This window comes from Calditrichia bacterium, from assembly GCA_020634975.1.
GTDB lineage: Bacteria > Calditrichota > Calditrichia > RBG-13-44-9 > J075 > JACKAQ01.
This window is the reverse complement of the sequence record JACKAQ010000003.1, coordinates 493,557-510,777: the sequence shown is the minus strand read 5'-3', so window position 1 is coordinate 510,777 and position 17,221 is coordinate 493,557. Positions and strand designations below refer to the sequence as shown.

The following is a 17,221-nucleotide window of genomic DNA, read 5'->3' as shown; positions in this document are numbered from 1 at the left end:
TTTAGAGGATAAATTGATTCTGTTTAAATTCAACCGGATAAAACATTTTGTGATCGCGTTGACCGGGCTACTGCTGATTATATCTTGCGAACGCGACAGCACATCAACCGGACCTGACCAAACCGTTTTGCCGTTGATCACCGGCGCATTCATTATTAATGAAGGGAATTTTCTTCAGGGCAATGCATCGATTGATTTTTACAGTGCGGATTCCGGAAAAATTTTCCACAATTTATTTAACGCCGCAAACGGCACTGCGCCCGGCGATGTGGCTTACAGCATGGTCATCGACGATACGCTGGGATATATTGTGGTCAACAATTCCCATAAAATTGAGGTGATCAGCATTTTGGACGCTGAGCGGATTGCAACCATCCGGCTGCCAAACGGTGCCAGCCCACGCAATTTGGTGCTGGACGGCAACGGCAACGGATATGTGAGTGCGCTCTATAAAAACCTGATATATCAGCTGAATATGGACAGCTATACCGTGCAAGACAGCATTCCGGTTGGTGCAAATCCGGAAGAAATTGCCCTCCACGGCGGGAAATTGTTTGTGGCAAATTCCGGTTTTGGCAGCGGAAATACAATTTCTGTGATCGATCTTTCGACAAAAACGGTTACAGAAATCATCACGGTGGGCGATGGGCCGCAGTGGATTCGTGAAAGCGGCGGTATGTTGCAGGTGCTGTGCATCGGCGCATACGGCGATTTTTCCGATCCGAATGACGACACACCCGGCGGCATCTGGCTGATTGATCCTGCAACCAATAGCGTGGTTGATTCGCTGGTGCTGGCAGCCGGAATTCACCCGTCGGATCTGGCGATTTCGGCATCCGGGAAAGGCTATTTTTCCAACGGCAGCGGCATTGTGGAATACAATCCGGCAACCATGCAAGTTGTAAATGCCAATTTGATCAGCGGATTTTTTTATCACGTGAGCGTCAATCCGGCAAACGGCCGATTGTTTGTGCTGGACGCCAAAGATTTTATTTCGCCCGGCGAACTGATTATTTTTGACGAAAACGGCGCAGAACTGGAACGCCACAGCACCGGAATTATTCCCGGCGATGTGCAATTTATTTATCTAACCAATTGATAAAAGGGAGTTTCGCGAATGAAAAACGGAAATTTGAAAAACACACCGGAACTGCCGGTTTCGCCGTGCATTCGGGTGTGCAAAATCGATGCGCAAAACGGGTTGTGCACCGGCTGTCTCCGCACGCTGGACGAAATCGCAGCGTGGTCGCGGCTGGATGATGCCGCAAAATCCCGGATTTACAACGATCTGGAGCTTCGCAAACAGCGCCGGAAATTTCCCAAAGGCGCATAAAAAAGTGGTGAAAATGAACGCTAAAAATAATGGTTTTTTGCTGATCCTTGCAATGTTGATAATTTCGTCGATGGCAATAAATGCGCAACCGCAGCGGGTTATTTCGCTGGCGCCGCACATCACGGAAATGGTATTTCGCATCGGTGCGGGCGATCGGCTGGTTGGCAGAACCGAATACTGCAGCTATCCGCCTGCTGCGGCGGAAATTCCCTCAATCGGTGCGTATCTCAATCCAAATTATGAAAAAATGGTGGCGCTGAAACCGGATGCCGTGCTCATTTTCCCCAACGCAGAAATGCAGGCAAAACTTGAGCAACTCAATCTGAAAGTTATTTCCGTGTCCAACGAAACGATCGCGGAGATTTTTTCCGGCATCCACCAACTGGGTGAATTTTTCCAAAAAACCGACGAAGCAGCGCAGGTGGTTTCCGGGCTGAAAGATACGCTCGACTGGATTCGCAGCCAAACTGCGAAATGGCCGGCGCGCGATGCCTTAATTTTGATCGGCCGGGAATCGGGCAGTTTGCGCGGATTGTATGCCGCCGGTGAACAGACTTATCTCACAGAATTGGTAAATTTATGCCACATCCAAAATGCATTTTCCGATGTACGGATGCGCTATTTCGAAGTTTCGAAAGAGGATTTGGTGCGCCAGCAACCGGACATCATCATGGAATTTCGGGTCGGGACTGCCAAAACGGATGTAGCCGCATTGCAGCGAGATTGGCAACCGTTGAACATTTTGGAAGCGATCAAAAATGATCAATTGTTCATTTTTACGGAAAAAGCATTTCTGATTCCCGGTCCGCGAATCGGCAAAACCGCGATGGCGTTATATCATTCGCTGCGGGAAAAAATGCGATGATCCGGCTGGAAAATGTATCGTTCTCATATCTGCAAACGCCTGTATTGCAAAATATAACCCTAAATATCCAATCCGGCGAATTTGTGGGAATTATCGGGCCAAATGGTGCCGGAAAATCCACATTGCTGAAAATAATGGCGGGGATGCTGCATCCCGCATCCGGCGAAGTGCGGCTGGGCGAAGCGTCGCTTTCCCGGATTTCCCGCCGGGATTTGGCGCGAAAACTGGGGTTTGTCGGGCAATCCATTCGCAGCGAATTCGATTATACGGCGTACGAAATGGTGGCGATGGGACGTTTTCCGCACACCACCGCTTTCGCGCCGGAATCCCGCGAAGATCGCCGGATTATTCAACAATGCATGACCCAAACGGAAGTTTGGCAGTTCCGGGAACGGGCGTTTTCGCAACTCAGCGGGGGGGAGCAGCAACGGGTGATTTTGGCTTCTGCGCTGTGCCAGCAGCCCCAAATTTTGCTGCTCGACGAGCCGACAGCGTCGCTGGATCTGCATCATCAGCAACAGTTTTTCGGCATTTTGCGCGATTTGCAATCGGCAGCACTCGATTCGATTGTGACGGTGACGCACGATATCAACCTGGCGATTCGCTTTTGCCGGCGATTGCTGGTGCTCAAAAACGGGCAAATTGTTGCGGATGATACGCCGGAGCGCGTCGTAACCGAATCGCTGATGGCGGAAGTTTACGAAACGCCGGTGGCGATCACGACCCATCCGCGTGATGGGAAACCGTTGGTGAGTTTGCCATGAAACGCTCCCGCCGCGCATTATTTACGCTCATTTTTTCGGTGCTGCTTTGCATTGCAGCGCTGATCATTGCGCCGTTGCTCGGCAGTGAATCGCTGAAATTGAGCGACGTACTGGCGCATTTGTCCGGTCCGGATACGAGTGCCGGAGTCATCTTTTTCCGCATTCGTATGCCCCGGGTGCTATTGGGATTGCTCGCCGGCGGCGCGTTGGCGGTCAGCGGCGTGGTGTTTCAGGCACTGCTGCGCAATCCGTTGGCAACGCCGTACACGCTCGGCGTTTCCGCAGGAAGCGCGTTTGGCGCGTTGCTGGTCATCAAAACCGGCGTTACGTTGCAGTGGCTGGGCTTTAGCGCTGTGCAGATCGCTGCGTTTGCTGGCAGCCTCATCACTATTTCTGTGGTGTATTGGCTGGCGCGAATTTCCCGCCGCCGTTCCATTTACGCGATGATTTTGGCGGGCGTTACCCTGGGCTATTTTTTTTCCGCGATGATATTGATTTTACACTACTTAGCTGATTTTACCGAAACGCACCAAATGATCCGCTGGACAATTGGCGGGCTGGATATTACCAGCTATCGGGCGTTGCTGCAAAGCTATCCGGTGGTGCTCATCGCGATTTTCGGGCTTTGGGCGATGGCGAAACCGCTCAACATCATCAGCGCATCCGAAGAAATGGCGTTGGCAAAAGGTGTAAACGTGCAGCGGGTGCAAAAGTGGATGTTCGTTGTTGCATCGCTGATCACCGGAACGGTGGTGGCGCTCAGCGGACCGATCGGTTTTATCGGTCTGATTGTGCCGCATACGCTGCGCATGCTCGGCGGACCGGATCACCGCTATCTCATTCCCGCCGCGTTATGTTTTGGCGGCGGATTTCTGATCATCGCAGATACCATCGCCCGAACGGTGCTCTCGCCGATCGATTTGCCGGTTGGCATCATCACAACCTTGCTCGGCGGTCCGTTTTTTCTCTGGCTGCTGGCGCGCAGCCGCTGATCGCGAATTGATAAATCCACACCATTTCATCAGATAAAAATAGCGTTTTCCGTTCGGACAGAATTTTCTGCCGGAACGGCAACCGGTGCATTTCATTTGAAATTGTCACCAAAATCCAACCGGATTTACATATATTTCGCTTATACTATTGGGATTTTCGGCGATTGTTTTATTATATTTCGCAGCTAAATAAGTAAATGAAAATCTGAACAACATACAGGATTTGACATGTCAACATTGGAAAGATGCTCCGGAATTTTGTTACACCCAACCTCTTTGCCCGGCGGATTTGGGGTAGGGGAGCTCGGCGAAATGGCGTATCGCTGGATCGAATTTTTGGAAAAAGCCAAACAGACCGTCTGGCAAATTTTGCCATTGGGACCCACCGGATACGGGAATTCGCCATATTCCACATCCTCCGTTTTTGCAGGCAATCCGATTTTAATTGATATGTCCCGGCTGGCGTTCGAGGGATTTCTGGATCATCGCGATCTGGAAAATGCACCCGCGTTCTCAAAAGACCACGTCGATTTCGAAGCTGTGATAAACTGGAAAATGCCGCTGTTGCAGCGCAGCTACCAAAAATTCCTGGTGAGCGCCAACGAAACCTCGCGGAAAGCGTTCGAGCAATTCTGCAATAAATTTGACGATATGTGGCTGGACGAATTCGCAACATATATGGCGATTAAAAATCATTTCGGCGGATCGTCGTGGCACACCTGGGATGAAGAACTCCGGCTGCGCAAATCCAAAGCGTTGAAAAGCATCAAAAAAGAGCTGGCAGATGAAATATTGGCAACCAAATTTATTCAGCACCAATTTTTCAAACAATGGGCCGGCATAAAAAAATATGCCAACGAAAAAGGCATCCAAATTATTGGCGATATTCCTATTTACGTCAATTTCGACAGCGCCGAGGTTTGGGCATCGCAGGATAAATTTTTGCTGGATGAATCCGGTAATCCCACCGAAGTTTCCGGCGTGCCGCCCGATTATTTCAGCCCAACCGGGCAGTTGTGGGGCAACCCGTTGTATGACTGGAAACGCATGAAAAAAGGTGGCTACACTTGGTGGATCGATCGCATAAAAATGACGATGGAAACTGTTGATATTTTGCGAATCGACCATTTTCGCGGATTTGAATCGTATTGGGCAGTGCCGTTCGGCGAAAAAACCGCGGAAAACGGTTTGTGGCGCAAAGGTCCCGCAAACGATTTTTTTGATGTCCTTTTGGAAGCGCTCGGCGATGTGCCGATTGTCGTCGAAGACCTCGGATTCATTACGCCCGAAGTGCGCAAACTGCGGGAAGATTACAATTTTCCCGGCATGAAAATCCTGCAATTCGCTTTCGGCGGCGATACGGAAGAAGCTTTTCTGCCGCACAATTACGATCAAAATTGCATCGTTTACACCGGCAGCCACGATAACGATACTACCCGGGGTTGGTTCGAGAAATCTGCACCGCATGAACAACAGTATTGTTTGGCATATCTGGGTGGAATAAAAAACGATATTTCGTGGGATATGGTCAGACTTGCCAGTTCGTCAACTGCGTTGATGAGTATTTTCCCCTTACAGGATTTGCTCAGTTTGGGCAGCGATGCCCGGATGAACATGCCCGGAAAACCGGACGGCAACTGGAGTTGGCGATTACTGCCGGATCAACTTCAGCCGCATCATGCGCAACGAATGGCAGAAATAACCCACATTTTTGGGCGAGATCCAAAATCACGAAAAAACAAAACTTCCAATGAATCTGTGAGTTAAATGTAAAGTGGATTGTATTTGACTTTTAACACAAAACTTTACTAATTAAAACACATGAATTCAAAAAAACGGAGGATCAAATGTTATCAAACAAAATGATAGACGCACTTAATCAACAAGTTGCCATGGAAGCATATGCTGCCGCATATTATCTCGCGATGGCTTCGTGGTGCGACCAAAAAGGCTATAATGGATCCGCAGCATTTTTTTATGCGCAGTCTGATGAAGAACGCGAACATATGCTCAAAATTTTTCGGTACATCAACGAAATGGAAGGCACCGCGGTAGTTCCGGAAGTGAAAGCGCCGCCGAAATCGTTCGATAAATTCGTGGATCTTTTTCAAATCGGGTTGGATCACGAACGCAAAGTGACCAAATCTATTTATGAAATCAGCACACTTGCCCGCGATGAAAATGATTTTGCCACCCTGCAACTCATGCAATGGTTTGTCGATGAGCAGCGCGAAGAAGAAACCCAGATGATCACCATTTTGGACAAACTTAAACTAATTGGCAACGATGGTGTCGGCTTATACATGCTCGATAAAGAGTTGGCGGAAAAAGCAGCCCAAAAAGCTACCGAAGCGCCCTCAGAATAGATAATAACATTTTAAAATAAAAAGCCCGTCACTGAGCAGTTAGTGACGGGCTTTTTTTTTGGAGAGCAGGTCAAGGGAGACGCTAAAATTTTGTGATCAATTACCCCAGCGCAAATGCCGGTAGTATTGGGAAACCCGCGCAACCAATTGACGGGTTTCCCCGATGTTGGGCACACCGCGACTGCGTTTTACATTTCCCCAACCGGCGTTCCAGGCTGCTGCGAGCAATTCCACCCGCTGCATCAAATCTGCATCCGGAAAAAACTGTTGCACTTGTGCGCGCAATCTCGCCATGTGTTGTGACGCTATTTCGATGTTAATCTCCGGATCGTGCAAGTCGCTGATGGTTGCGTTGGGCATGTAATCCCGCGCTGTGCTGATTTTTAGCTGGGTTAATCCCCGACAGTTGGAAGTGCTGATTGCCATGGTATTTCCGCGCGATTCGGCTTCAACCAGCGCCATCATTAAATAATGATCGATGCTGTATCGCCGCGCTTTTTGCAAAATCAGATCTTCATAACGAAATGCGCCATACGTTTTATCAACTGTATTTGAAACTGTGGTGTAAAAAGATTCGTTGGATTGACTCGCCTGCTGCTGCTTTTCCTGTCTGACTTGCGGTGTCGATTCTCCGCGACCCGATCGCCAATCGGGATCATAATTATCGGACCGGCTGCTGCCGCGCGACGGCAAATCGTCAAAGCGCGTTTGGTAATGCACGGTTGTGCAGTTCTGGAGCATCATGCTGAGCATGATAACAAATCCACCCTGAACGACACGATTGAGCAACTTCATATTTCACCCTCCCTGGTTATTGAAGTTGGACGTTGATACATAACGTCAGAATATCAACCTCTGGCTACTTCCCTGTAAATAAAGTCTTTTCAACGGCTTATGTGTTCGCTGCCGGTTGTTGCAGCGCAGCAGGTCCGTTAAGTCTTGTCAAATATCGCAGTCTTCTAACGCTTCATTTATCACCTTCGGCAAGTTCGCGGATTCACTAAAGAAAATAATAAGAATTATTTTGATAGCTGAAAACTGTGCGTATTTTTGGCTTTTTCCAAAGCAGATAGCGAAACTAACGTCTTAACATTCAGCTAAATAACCGGAACAGGAGTGAGGAAACAGCATGCAGGGATTGATTTTGGCCGCCGGTCGCGGCACGCGATTGCAACCCTTCACCAACACCCGCACAAAAGCGATGGCACCCATCGCCGGAAAACCGATTGTCGAACGCGTGATGGCGCCAATGGCAGCCAACGGGATCACCGATTTTGTGGTGGTTTACGGACCGGACGATCCGGAAATCCAATCGTATTTTCAGAAAAATGCGCCGGCTGAATGGCGGATTTCGTGGGCAGTGCAGCGTGAGCGGCGCGGAATGGGCGATGCACTGCGCAGCGCGATTGAGCAGATTCACGATGATTTTATGCTATCTGCCTGCGATAATCTGGTGCCGGAAGGAACTGTTGACGAGCTTCTGAGAATCTGGCGGCAAACGCCCGGTTTGGGCGGCGTGCTGACGCTGATGCAGGTCCCTCGCGAAAAAATCAGCCGTTCCGGAATCGTTGAATTGAGCGACAATCGCATTACCCGGATTGTTGAAAAACCGCATCCTGACGAAGCACCGACCAATATCGCCAGCATGCCGCTGTATATTTTCGAAAAAGAATTGATGGCGCATATCCCGAATATCCCGCTTTCCAAACGTGGCGAATACGAGCTACAGGATGCCATTCAAATGCACATCGATTCGGGTGCGGCGTTGCAAGGGCACCGCATCGAAACCCGGCAAACCCTCACCAGCCCGGCGGATTTGTTGAGCATCAACCTGCGTTATCTCGAAACCGAAAATCCCGATTATTTTTCAGTGAGTGCTAAACTCGGTAAAAATAGCAGTTTAGTGTCACCATATTTTGTCGAAGATGGGGTTGTAATCGGAAATGATTGCGAAATCGGCAGCAATGTTTTTATCGAAAATGGCGCACAAATTGGATCTCGCGTTACATTAAAAAATTCGGTTGTACTCCGCAACGCCATCATTCCCGATGATACCGTTGTTCAAGATGAAGTAATTTTTTCTGAATAATCCGATCGGGAGGGTGAAATTAATTACGGTGCACATGCGACAGGCGCAAAATTAGCGGCAACGGCCGTTGCCGGATTGGCAATTGCCGGTGGACAAGTTGAACTTTCGGCAGATAAGTTAATCGAATTTGCCAATCATCCGCTGCACGACGGTGACGTGCGAACACTGCTCATTTGTATCGCGTTCACTTGGTTTATGGCGCTTTTCCCGGATGTCGATACGGAATCCCGTCCCCGTAAAATGTTTCATCGCGCAGCTTTTGTTGCGATAACTATCCTGTGGTATTTTAATGCATATGACCTGATGGCGTTGTTTGCGCTGGTGGCAATTGCACCGCTGTTACATAAACATCGCGGGTGGACCCATGCATGGCCAACGCCGTGGTTTTTCGCCCTCATTTTTGCGGTAGCGTGGGAATATGCCCGCGTTCAACAAGGCTGGTTTCGCAGCTTTTCATGGGAAAATGTGCTTGATTTTTTAACCCACCGCTGGATTTTTGTTGCCGCTATCATCGCCGGACATTACACACACCTTTTTCTCGATCTGCCTGTTTTTTCTTATTTTAAACGCCGTTTGAGCTAAACTTCCCTCTGAATCCCCAAATCGTGTATGTTTTTGAATTCAATTGAATAATCCGCTGAATTTCGATATATTTTTATCGAACCAACAGGAGCAGATAACAAAATGAAACATAAGTTGAACATTTTTTTTGCAGCACTGATGATTTGGGCGGGCACCGCTGCCGCACAAGTCTATCATATTGAAATTTCCGGAACAATCGATCTCGGGCTGCCGCCATACATCGAAAGGGTTATCGAAGATGCCAAAGCTGCGGACGCCAAAGCCATTGTGCTGGAAGTGAACACATTTGGCGGGCGGGTGGATGCCGCCACGCAAATCAAGGATATTTTGTTGAATACGGATCTGCCGACGATCGCGTATGTGAATAAACGGGCGATCAGTGCGGGTGCGTTGATCAGCTTGTCCTGCACCAAAATCGGGATGACGCCCGGCAGTTCCATCGGTGCGGCGACCGTTGTAAATCAGCAGGGTGAAAAGGGTTCCGAGAAACAGATTTCCTATTTTCGTGCGGAAATGGGCGCCACAGCAGAACGCAACGGGCGCAACCGGATGATCGCCGAAGGCATGGTTGACGAAGACGTTGTTGTGGAAGGATTGTCCGAAAAAGGTAAACTCATCACCCTCACCGCAGACGATGCCATAAAATGGAAAATTGCCGATGCAATTACGCCAACACTCGAAGCATTTTTGGACAGTCTTGGCTATGGCGAAGAAGAAATTGTTTACAATAGTGTGAACTGGGCGGAAGAATTGGTGCGGTTTTTCACCGGACCGGTAATCAGTTCCCTGCTGATTTCGTTGGGATTATTGGGACTTTTTATCGAGATAAAATCGCCCGGCTGGGGATTGCCCGGGACGTTGGGATTGTTGTGTTTGGGGCTGTTTTTCGGAAGCCATTACATCATCAGTCTGGCCAGCGCTGTTGAAATAATCCTGTTTTTTGCTGGCGTTGCGTTATTATTGGTGGAGATTTTTATTTTGCCGGGATTTGGCGTCGCCGGGATAGCCGGCGTTTTAGCATTGGTTGCAGGTATTTATCTCAGTTTAATCGGCAGCTTCGAAACGGTGACATTCAGCGATTTTTCCAATGCGGCGTATCGTATTTTCGGATCGCTGACATTGACGATGGTCGCGGCGGTTATCGTCGCGCGATTTTTGCCCAACACCAGCATTTGGCGAAAAATCAGCCTCGGCGATGAACAAAAACGCGAATCCGGATATGTGGTCAACAAAGATTACAGTCGCCACGTTGGCAAAACCGGTGTTGCGGTTACGCCGTTGCGTCCGTCCGGTATCGGGCAATTTAGCGGCGAACGGCTCGATGTTGTCAGCGAAGGCGGATTTATCGAAATAAATACGCCCATCAAAATTGTGCATATCGATGGTTACCGGCTGATTGTTCGCGAACAAAAAACCGGAAAAGAGATAACAGAAGATTCGTAATACAACAAAACACATTCTACTGGAGGCTATATGAGTTTTTTAGGACCGTTTTTAGGCATCGGCGGATTTATTGCTGTCGTCCTTTTGCTGATGTTGTTTTTCTATTTTATCCCCGTTCAGTTGTGGGTTACTGCCATTGCATCTCGTGTGAGAGTAAGTTTGTTGAGTTTGGTTGGTATGCGTTTGCGGAAAATTTCCCCTGCGCTTATTGTGAATGTACTGATCAATGCTCGTAAGGCCGGTTTAAATGTAACCACAGAATTACTGGAAACCCACTATCTCGCCGGTGGTAATGTAAAGCGGGTTGTTGATGCGCTCATTGCAGCGGATAAAGCGGGAATCGATCTCGATTTTAAATTAGCAACAGCTATCGACCTTGCCGGCCGAAATGTGCTGGAAGCGGTGCAAACCAGTGTAAATCCTAAAGTTATCGATAGCCCCAAACAGGGAAAAATTTCGGCAGTTGCCAAAGATGGTATCCAACTGAATGCCAGCGCCCGCGTTACTGTTCGTGCCAATTTGCAGCGGTTGGTTGGTGGCGCAACAGAAGATACGATCATCGCGCGGGTCGGTGAAGGTATTGTATCGGCAATCGGTTCAGCAGATTCTTACAAAGTTGTGTTGGAAAATCCCGATCAAATTTCCAAAAAAGTGCTCAGCCGGGGATTGGATTCGGGCACCGCGTTTGAAATTTTATCCATCGATATCGCGGATGTGGATGTGGGCAAAAACGTTGGCGCATTTTTGCAGGCAGATCAGGCTGGTGCAGACCTGAAAGTGGCGCAGGCGAAAGCCGAAACCCGCCGCGCAATGGCAGTTGCACAGGAACAGGAAATGAAAGCCCGTACTCAGGAAATGCGCGCGAAAGTGGTTGAAGCGGAAGCACAAGTGCCGCAAGCGATTGCCAAAGCATTTGAAGAAGGAAAACTGGGTGTGTTCGATTATTACAATTTGAAGAACATCCAATCGGATACTTCCATGCGTCAAAGCATCGCTGATGACTCCGAGAAAAAGATGACAAAAGCTGAAAACCCGAATAAAATGAGTGATTGATGGAACAATTAATCGGTATTTTAATATTTTACGCCATTTATACGTTGTTCAATTTGCTGCAGAAAAAATCCGGTGGTGCCCCAAAAGTGCCACCGAGACAGCAACCAGCAAACCCGGACCAGTCCGCCAGGCGCAGAAACCGGCTGGCAAACCGGCAGGTGAGCAAAACCGGGAACACCTTCCGGATTTTTGCGACGCTGGATAGAAGAAGCCGAAAAGCTGGAAAGGGAGCATCAGCAACCGGAGCCTGTTGTCGTTCAAGAGCCAGTTGAGAAGCCGGTTGATAAACAGGCTCAACGCAAAGCTGCATCGATGGCCGAAGGTGGCTACGCCGAGCAATCGCTGCAGGAATTGCAGCAAAAAAGCGGCAATTAGCAGAAGAAAAAGCAAAACAGCAAGAGCTGGAAGAAATGTTAACATCAGGAATTACAGTTTCAACCGGCAAAAAAGATCCAATTTGAGTAACTTGCTGAAAGATACCGATTCGTTACGTAACGCAATTTTACTCAATGAAATTCTAAAAAACCGGTATTTTATCGTGGACCGGGGATTCCATTGGATAGATAGTAACTGTATCAAATAATTGTTTTTACTGATGTTAAAAGGCGCTATTTTAGCGCCTTTTTTATTCGCAAAAAATGAAAAAATAAATTATTTTTGAGAAAAATAATAATCTCAACGGCTCTTTACTTTTATGTGATAATTGAGAAATATCTCGGGGAGCTGTAAACTAAGGAGTACCTATTCACATCGGGGGTTGATTGTTGACCCCCGTTTTTTTTGCCGCCATTATGCTGTTTCGTCATCCCAGCTTGCGCATACAACCGTAATATTGTCAATCCCACCCAATTCATTCGCCCGTTGAATTAGTTGCGCAGTTGTGCTGGCTATATCGGAAGAAGCGGTAACAATTTCCAGCAGCTCATTTTTGGGAATCATCCCGCTTAATCCGTCGCTGCAAAGCAGCAATTTATCGCCGGATTGTAATTCTTCCTCAGAAATCACGACGTCAAGTTTTTCCTCGTTTCCCAATGCCTGCAAAATAATGTTGCGGCGCGGGTGAATTTCGGCTTCTTCTTCGGTAATTTTGCCTGCTTCAACCAATTGATTCACAAAAGATTGGTCGCGGGTGAGTTGCCGGATTGCGTTATTGCGAATGAGGTAGGCACGGCTATCACCAACCTGTCCGATCACCAGTCGTTTACCAAAAACAACCGCCAGCGTTCCGGTTGCACCCATCCCGTATTTTCCCTGATGTGTTTTCGCATATTCGATTATATTTCGGTTTGCCTGCTGTAACGCATCATCGATGGCTGTAATGGGATCGGAGAACTCATTTTCAGATGATTTAAACCACTCGGCAACCGTATTTACTGCCATCAAGCTGGCAACTTCGCCCGCTGCCGCACCACCCATTCCGTCGGAAACCATCAAAATTGCTGGTGAAACAGTGGTTGGGACTGCGAATATTTGGGGTAATTTATCGATACTGTCGCTGGTGGTTTGCATCACCAAAAAGTGATCTTCATTATTGTTTCGTACTTTCCCAACATCGGTTTGACCAAAAATTTTCAACATAATACTTCCAGATATCGATTTTTTGTAAACCGCCTATTCGCGGAGCTTATCCCGTTTTGTTTCCGGGGGGCAAATTAGTTTTGCAATATATTTGCAAATTTAGTGAAAATCAAGTAATCAACCAATAAGCAAAACGCCAGAAGTGAATTCCAAATCCATAAATTTTCTATTCGAAAATTTGAATCTGTTTCGAAAAATTGATAACGGAATCCAAGACCATTCAATAAAAATGAGTCAATTTCTCCCATAAAATCTCAATTTTCAGGCATTTTTTCATAATTTAAAATTGGCAGGAGAATTGCAAATGATGCAGTATAAATTGATAAATCGGTGATTGGCTGAAAAGGAGATTGTGATGCGTTATTTGCGAAAATGGCTGGCGTTGGGGGCAATTTGTCTGTTCACGGGAATTGTAAATGCACAGTTTATCGGGTTGAAAACGGTGCCTGTCGCCACCGGAGATCAGGGGTTGGTTTCACCAACAAAAAATTTGGGCATTGGTGGGGTTGCAATTGCGTTGGATGATCCCTATTCTGATCCGTTTGTAAACCCCGCGAAAGGTGCACAGATTCAAAAAATACAATTGTTTAGCTCGCCTACTTATTACAACATATCCGATGAAAACGGCAGCGCGCTTACCATGCCGTTGGGCGTGATGGTGCGGCACAAAAACATTTTTGGCGGCGTGATGCTCAGTGTCCAGCAAATGAAAGAACCGCCCCGACAAACCTTTTTTTGGGGACCCTGGATCGAAAATTCGTTTGTTGACGGCAGCGCTTTACGTAACAAACAGCGGCACAATTTTTATGCACAAGGCTTTTTGGGAAAACAAATTTCTGAAAATACTGCTCTGGGGTTGGGCATCGCATATTCCGGGCTCAAAGCTGTGGAAGGTACCGAATTTTTGTATGCCAACAGCAATAGTGTGGAACAATCGGGAAAAGTATGGGACATGCGGCTGGGATTGTTGAGTGATCGTCCGTCACGGCAAATGGAGGCAGTGTTGTTTTATCACACTTACGATATGACACAAGATGCAAAATATCCCTACTGGTGGGCGAATCCGGACCCGATTTTCGGGTACCAAAATTTTGAGGATATAACCGTCCATAACCGTGATCTTACCCGAACGATGGGTTTGCATTTGGGGTATCGCCAGCCGATCAACCGCGAAACGGGGTGGAATATCGGTGGCATTTTCACAGCGAATTACAAAGATCACCCCAAAATTCCCAATTATGAAATTATGAACATTCCGCGCGATCCCGGTAACACCTGGGCATTCAATTTTGGCGTGGGCATCTCCCGGGATTTTGCGCCGGTACGCTTCGGCATCGATCTCATTTTTGAACCGGTTTGGAGCCATACATGGGCAAATGCGGAAAGCGAAATGATTTCCGGCATTGGCACGATCATTTCTGCGGGCAATAAAACGGTCGAGAATCATTTTGAATTTACCAACTGGATTTTCAGGATGGGACTGGAGCAACACCCGATAAACAATGTTTTCGGATTCCAGATCGGGATTGAAATTTTGCAGTATCAATATTGGCTGGATCAGGACAATTATGTGGTGCCGTTTTCCCGGTCACAGCGGGAAAGCTGGACGGAATGGTCACCGCGAATTGGGCTAAGCTGGCATTTCCCGACGGTCGAAATTGGCTATACGGCAAAAGTAACCGTCGGCACCGGACAGCCGGGTTTGGCATTTGGCAACATGTTCGTCTCCCGCGCGGAATTTGATACCAGCGATATTATTTTGGCACCAGCCGGTTCGCTCTCGTTGCAGGAGGCTCATGTGTTGACCCATCACATTACACTGGCGATACCGATAAATTAATGTAAATATTTAGTTTGGGGAAGTGCAGGTTTGGTGAAATAAAAAAGGCGAACAACTTGTTCGCCTTTTTTTATTTATCAACATATAAATTATTTGATGTGCTCAAAAAGCTTTTTAACCACATCCATCGTGGTGACACCTTCGGCTTCGGCGTTGAAATTGGTGACGATCCTGTGCCGCAACACTGGAATAGCGCATGCGCGGACATCTGCCTCGGATGGCGTATAACGTCCCTGCAAAGCCGCACGGGTTTTGGCACCCAAAATCAAATATTGCGATGCCCGCGGTCCGGCGCCCCAATTGATCCATTTTTTGACAAATTCCGGCGCGTTAGCGTAACTCGGGCGGGTGAGGTTCACCAATTTTACAGCATATTCGATCACATTATCGGCCACCGGAATTTTACGCAACACATTCTGGCTGGCGATAATTTGTTCCGCATTCATCACTTTTTTCAGTTCCGGACGGAAGTTGCCGGTTGTGGCTTTCACAATATCCATTTCCTCCTGAAAACTCGGATAATCAATCCACAAATTGAACATGAAACGGTCCAACTGTGCTTCCGGCAACGGATACGTGCCTTCCTGTTCGATCGGGTTTTGGGTAGCCAACACAAAAAACGGTTCGTCCAGCCGCATATCTTCGCCGCCGCTGGTAACTTTGTGTTCCTGCATCGCTTCGAGCAGCGCAGCCTGCGTTTTTGGCGGGGTTCGGTTAATTTCATCCGCCAAAATGATGTTCGCAAAGATGGGTCCTTTGATAAAACGGAACGCTTTTTTTCCGCTTGACCGGTCTTCTTCGATGATTTCTGTGCCGGTGATGTCCGACGGCATCAAATCCGGAGTGAACTGGATGCGGCTGAATTTTAAATCCAGCACATCCGCAAGAGTGTTGATGAGCAGCGTTTTTGCCAATCCGGGCACGCCGACTAGCAAACAGTGGCCGCGCGAAAACAGCGAGATGATCAGCTGTTCGATAACTTCCTGCTGTCCAACAATCACTTTATGAATTTCTGAAAGAATTTGGCTGTTCAAATCGGTCAGATTTTCCAACAATTGAACTTCTTCGCGGGGTATGTCGTTTTGTGTGCTCATGAATTCCTTTCTCAGTGCAAGTTCAAAATCAGTGCTTTTGGCGATCATCTTTGCAACATTCTTTACTGCAATTGTGATAGCACTGTTTCCGGATTGCAATTAAATATCGACTCGATTATAATGATTGCCAACGCATGAGTCAATGGTTATTTTTTACGCAATTCGTGCAGTTAAAATAATGCGATCAACAGTTTCCTAACGTTAATTAGCGACAAAATTTATGAAAAAGTTCCATAATCCAATCGATGGCGCCCGGAGTACCGCTGAGCCGCGATTAATTGTTCACGGCGGCGCATGGAGCATTCCCGATGAATATGTGGATGCCCACATCAATGGTGTGAAAAATGCGGTGAAATCCATTTTCCCGCAAATGCAAAACGGGCTTTCCGCGCTCGACGCGGTTGAAAAAGCGGTCAACTTGTTAGAGGCTGATCCGACATTTGATGCGGGACGCGGTGCGTTTCTGAATGAAATCGGAGAAATTGAGCTGGATGCGATTATCGCCGATGGCGCCGCGTTGAAATTTGGCGCGGTTGCGGCAGTGCGAAATCTGTTGCATCCGGTCAGCTTGGCCCGATTGGTGATGGAAAAAACGGAGCATTGCATGCTCGTTGGCAGCGGTGCACAACGCTTTGCAGAACAAATGGGCATCGTTGAAACGCCGATAGCAGAATTGTTGACCGAACGCGAGTTGACATATTTTAACGAAATTTCAAAAAATCCCGATTTTCGCACCAAACAGCCATTTGAAAAGCCACCGATGGGCACAGTTGGTGCTGTTGCGATGGACGTTTTCGGGAATCTGGCCGGCGCAACTTCTACCGGCGGGACACCCCGGAAATTGCCCGGACGCGTTGGCGATACGCCGATATACGGTGCCGGCGTTTTTGCAGATAATTTATCCGGCGCAGCGTCGGCAACCGGTTGGGGAGAATCCATTATGCAATCCCATTTATGTCTGAAAACTTGTGATGCATTTGGAAATTTATCGCCAATGATCGCCGCAAAACAAGCGATAGAGCGGTTGCACAATCGTTTTAACGGGTTAGGTGGAGTGATTGCAATTAACGCAATTGGCGAATACGCATTTGCTCACAACACATCCAGAATGGCGTTTGCATTTGCTATGGATAGTGGGGAAGTGGTTGCGGAAATTTGTCGGAGTGAATAAAAAAATGAGGGACATTGCCTGGAGGAGGCTAAACAATTTACTGGCAACGCC

17 protein-coding genes are annotated in these 17,221 nt (G+C 47.8%); 14 read left to right on the top strand and 3 right to left on the bottom strand.

What is annotated here, in order from left to right; genetic code table 11:
- Positions 1–13: 13 nt before the first annotated feature.
- The 7 genes from H6629_19790 to H6629_19760 all read left to right on the top strand — a co-directional run bounded on the left by H6629_19790 (position 14) and on the right by H6629_19760 (position 6,320).
- Positions 14–1,099 carry a YncE family protein gene (locus tag H6629_19790; GenBank protein ID MCB9070022.1) on the top strand — a complete coding sequence of 362 codons (1,086 nt, stop codon included), beginning with the start codon at positions 14–16 and terminating at the stop codon, positions 1,097–1,099.
- 18 nt (positions 1,100–1,117) lie between these two features.
- Positions 1,118–1,333: a DUF1289 domain-containing protein gene (locus tag H6629_19785; GenBank protein ID MCB9070021.1), complete on the top strand. Its 216-nt coding sequence runs from the start codon at positions 1,118–1,120 to the stop codon at positions 1,331–1,333.
- Between the two features lie 13 nt (positions 1,334–1,346).
- On the top strand, positions 1,347–2,198 hold the full coding sequence (locus H6629_19780; protein MCB9070020.1) for an ABC transporter substrate-binding protein: 852 nt from the start codon (positions 1,347–1,349) through the stop codon (positions 2,196–2,198).
- On the top strand, positions 2,195–2,962 hold the full coding sequence (locus H6629_19775) for a heme ABC transporter ATP-binding protein (protein ID MCB9070019.1): 768 nt from the start codon (positions 2,195–2,197) through the stop codon (positions 2,960–2,962). The genes H6629_19780 and H6629_19775 overlap by 4 nt, the downstream gene beginning before the upstream one ends.
- Entirely contained in the window at positions 2,959–3,954 is a 996-nt protein-coding gene (locus H6629_19770) for an iron ABC transporter permease (GenBank protein ID MCB9070018.1), read from the top strand. The genes H6629_19775 and H6629_19770 overlap by 4 nt, the downstream gene beginning before the upstream one ends.
- 228 nt (positions 3,955–4,182) lie before the next feature.
- A complete protein-coding gene (gene malQ / locus H6629_19765) occupies positions 4,183–5,721 on the top strand; it encodes a 4-alpha-glucanotransferase (protein MCB9070017.1) in 1,539 nt (512 codons plus the stop codon).
- 80 nt (positions 5,722–5,801) lie between these two features.
- On the top strand, positions 5,802–6,320 hold the full coding sequence (locus H6629_19760) for a ferritin (GenBank protein ID MCB9070016.1): 519 nt from the start codon (positions 5,802–5,804) through the stop codon (positions 6,318–6,320).
- A gap of 96 nt (positions 6,321–6,416) precedes the next feature.
- Here H6629_19760 and H6629_19755 read toward each other — a convergent pair whose 3' ends face one another.
- Positions 6,417–7,115 carry a transglycosylase SLT domain-containing protein gene (locus tag H6629_19755; GenBank protein ID MCB9070015.1) on the bottom strand — a complete coding sequence of 233 codons (699 nt, stop codon included), beginning with the start codon at positions 7,113–7,115 and terminating at the stop codon, positions 6,417–6,419.
- 334 nt (positions 7,116–7,449) lie between these two features.
- On the opposite strand from H6629_19755, the gene H6629_19750 reads away from it, so the two are divergent.
- The 5 genes from H6629_19750 (at position 7,450) to H6629_19730 (ending at position 11,862) form a co-directional block, all read left to right on the top strand.
- On the top strand, positions 7,450–8,409 hold the full coding sequence (locus tag H6629_19750) for an NTP transferase domain-containing protein (protein ID MCB9070014.1): 960 nt from the start codon (positions 7,450–7,452) through the stop codon (positions 8,407–8,409).
- 75 nt (positions 8,410–8,484) lie between these two features.
- Positions 8,485–8,991 carry a metal-dependent hydrolase gene (locus H6629_19745; GenBank protein MCB9070013.1) on the top strand — a complete coding sequence of 169 codons (507 nt, stop codon included), beginning with the start codon at positions 8,485–8,487 and terminating at the stop codon, positions 8,989–8,991.
- A 102-nt stretch (positions 8,992–9,093) separates the two neighbouring features.
- On the top strand, positions 9,094–10,434 hold the full coding sequence (locus tag H6629_19740; protein ID MCB9070012.1) for a nodulation protein NfeD: 1,341 nt from the start codon (positions 9,094–9,096) through the stop codon (positions 10,432–10,434).
- A 30-nt stretch (positions 10,435–10,464) separates the two neighbouring features.
- Positions 10,465–11,487 carry a flotillin-like protein FloA gene (gene floA / locus H6629_19735; GenBank protein MCB9070011.1) on the top strand — a complete coding sequence of 341 codons (1,023 nt, stop codon included), beginning with the start codon at positions 10,465–10,467 and terminating at the stop codon, positions 11,485–11,487.
- 189 nt (positions 11,488–11,676) lie between these two features.
- Positions 11,677–11,862 carry a hypothetical protein gene (locus tag H6629_19730; GenBank protein ID MCB9070010.1) on the top strand — a complete coding sequence of 62 codons (186 nt, stop codon included), beginning with the start codon at positions 11,677–11,679 and terminating at the stop codon, positions 11,860–11,862.
- A gap of 414 nt (positions 11,863–12,276) precedes the next feature.
- Here H6629_19730 and H6629_19725 read toward each other — a convergent pair whose 3' ends face one another.
- A complete protein-coding gene (locus H6629_19725; protein MCB9070009.1) occupies positions 12,277–13,065 on the bottom strand; it encodes a Stp1/IreP family PP2C-type Ser/Thr phosphatase in 789 nt (262 codons plus the stop codon).
- Positions 13,066–13,420: 355 nt separating this feature from the next.
- On the opposite strand from H6629_19725, the gene H6629_19720 reads away from it, so the two are divergent.
- Positions 13,421–14,905, top strand: coding sequence for a hypothetical protein (locus H6629_19720; protein MCB9070008.1), 1,485 nt, complete (start codon positions 13,421–13,423; stop codon positions 14,903–14,905).
- Positions 14,906–14,994: 89 nt separating this feature from the next.
- Here H6629_19720 and H6629_19715 read toward each other — a convergent pair whose 3' ends face one another.
- The gene (locus tag H6629_19715; protein ID MCB9070007.1) at positions 14,995–15,999 is read right to left on the bottom strand and encodes a MoxR family ATPase; all 1,005 of its coding nucleotides are present in this window, start codon (positions 15,997–15,999) and stop codon (positions 14,995–14,997) included.
- Between the two features lie 220 nt (positions 16,000–16,219).
- Here H6629_19715 and H6629_19710 point away from each other — a divergent pair, with 220 nt between their 5' ends.
- The gene (locus H6629_19710; GenBank protein MCB9070006.1) at positions 16,220–17,170 is read left to right on the top strand and encodes an isoaspartyl peptidase/L-asparaginase; all 951 of its coding nucleotides are present in this window, start codon (positions 16,220–16,222) and stop codon (positions 17,168–17,170) included.
- Positions 17,171–17,221: the final 51 nt, after the last annotated feature.

Bases quoted from the DNA above. Each gene is read 5' to 3' on its own strand.
- H6629_19785 (MCB9070021.1), top strand. From the start codon at position 1,118: ATGAAAAACGGAAATTTGAAAAACACACCGGAACTGCCGGTTTCGCCG.
- H6629_19780 (MCB9070020.1), top strand. From the start codon at position 1,347: ATGAACGCTAAAAATAATGGTTTTTTGCTGATCCTTGCAATGTTGATA.
- H6629_19775 (MCB9070019.1), top strand. From the start codon at position 2,195: ATGATCCGGCTGGAAAATGTATCGTTCTCATATCTGCAAACGCCTGTA.
- H6629_19770 (MCB9070018.1), top strand. From the start codon at position 2,959: ATGAAACGCTCCCGCCGCGCATTATTTACGCTCATTTTTTCGGTGCTG.
- malQ (MCB9070017.1), top strand. From the start codon at position 4,183: ATGTCAACATTGGAAAGATGCTCCGGAATTTTGTTACACCCAACCTCT.
- H6629_19760 (MCB9070016.1), top strand. From the start codon at position 5,802: ATGTTATCAAACAAAATGATAGACGCACTTAATCAACAAGTTGCCATG.
- H6629_19755 (MCB9070015.1), bottom strand. From the start codon at position 7,115: ATGAAGTTGCTCAATCGTGTCGTTCAGGGTGGATTTGTTATCATGCTC.
- H6629_19750 (MCB9070014.1), top strand. From the start codon at position 7,450: ATGCAGGGATTGATTTTGGCCGCCGGTCGCGGCACGCGATTGCAACCC.
- H6629_19740 (MCB9070012.1), top strand. From the start codon at position 9,094: ATGAAACATAAGTTGAACATTTTTTTTGCAGCACTGATGATTTGGGCG.
- floA (MCB9070011.1), top strand. From the start codon at position 10,465: ATGAGTTTTTTAGGACCGTTTTTAGGCATCGGCGGATTTATTGCTGTC.
- H6629_19725 (MCB9070009.1), bottom strand. From the start codon at position 13,065: ATGTTGAAAATTTTTGGTCAAACCGATGTTGGGAAAGTACGAAACAAT.
- H6629_19720 (MCB9070008.1), top strand. From the start codon at position 13,421: ATGCGTTATTTGCGAAAATGGCTGGCGTTGGGGGCAATTTGTCTGTTC.
- H6629_19715 (MCB9070007.1), bottom strand. From the start codon at position 15,999: ATGAGCACACAAAACGACATACCCCGCGAAGAAGTTCAATTGTTGGAA.
- H6629_19710 (MCB9070006.1), top strand. From the start codon at position 16,220: ATGAAAAAGTTCCATAATCCAATCGATGGCGCCCGGAGTACCGCTGAG.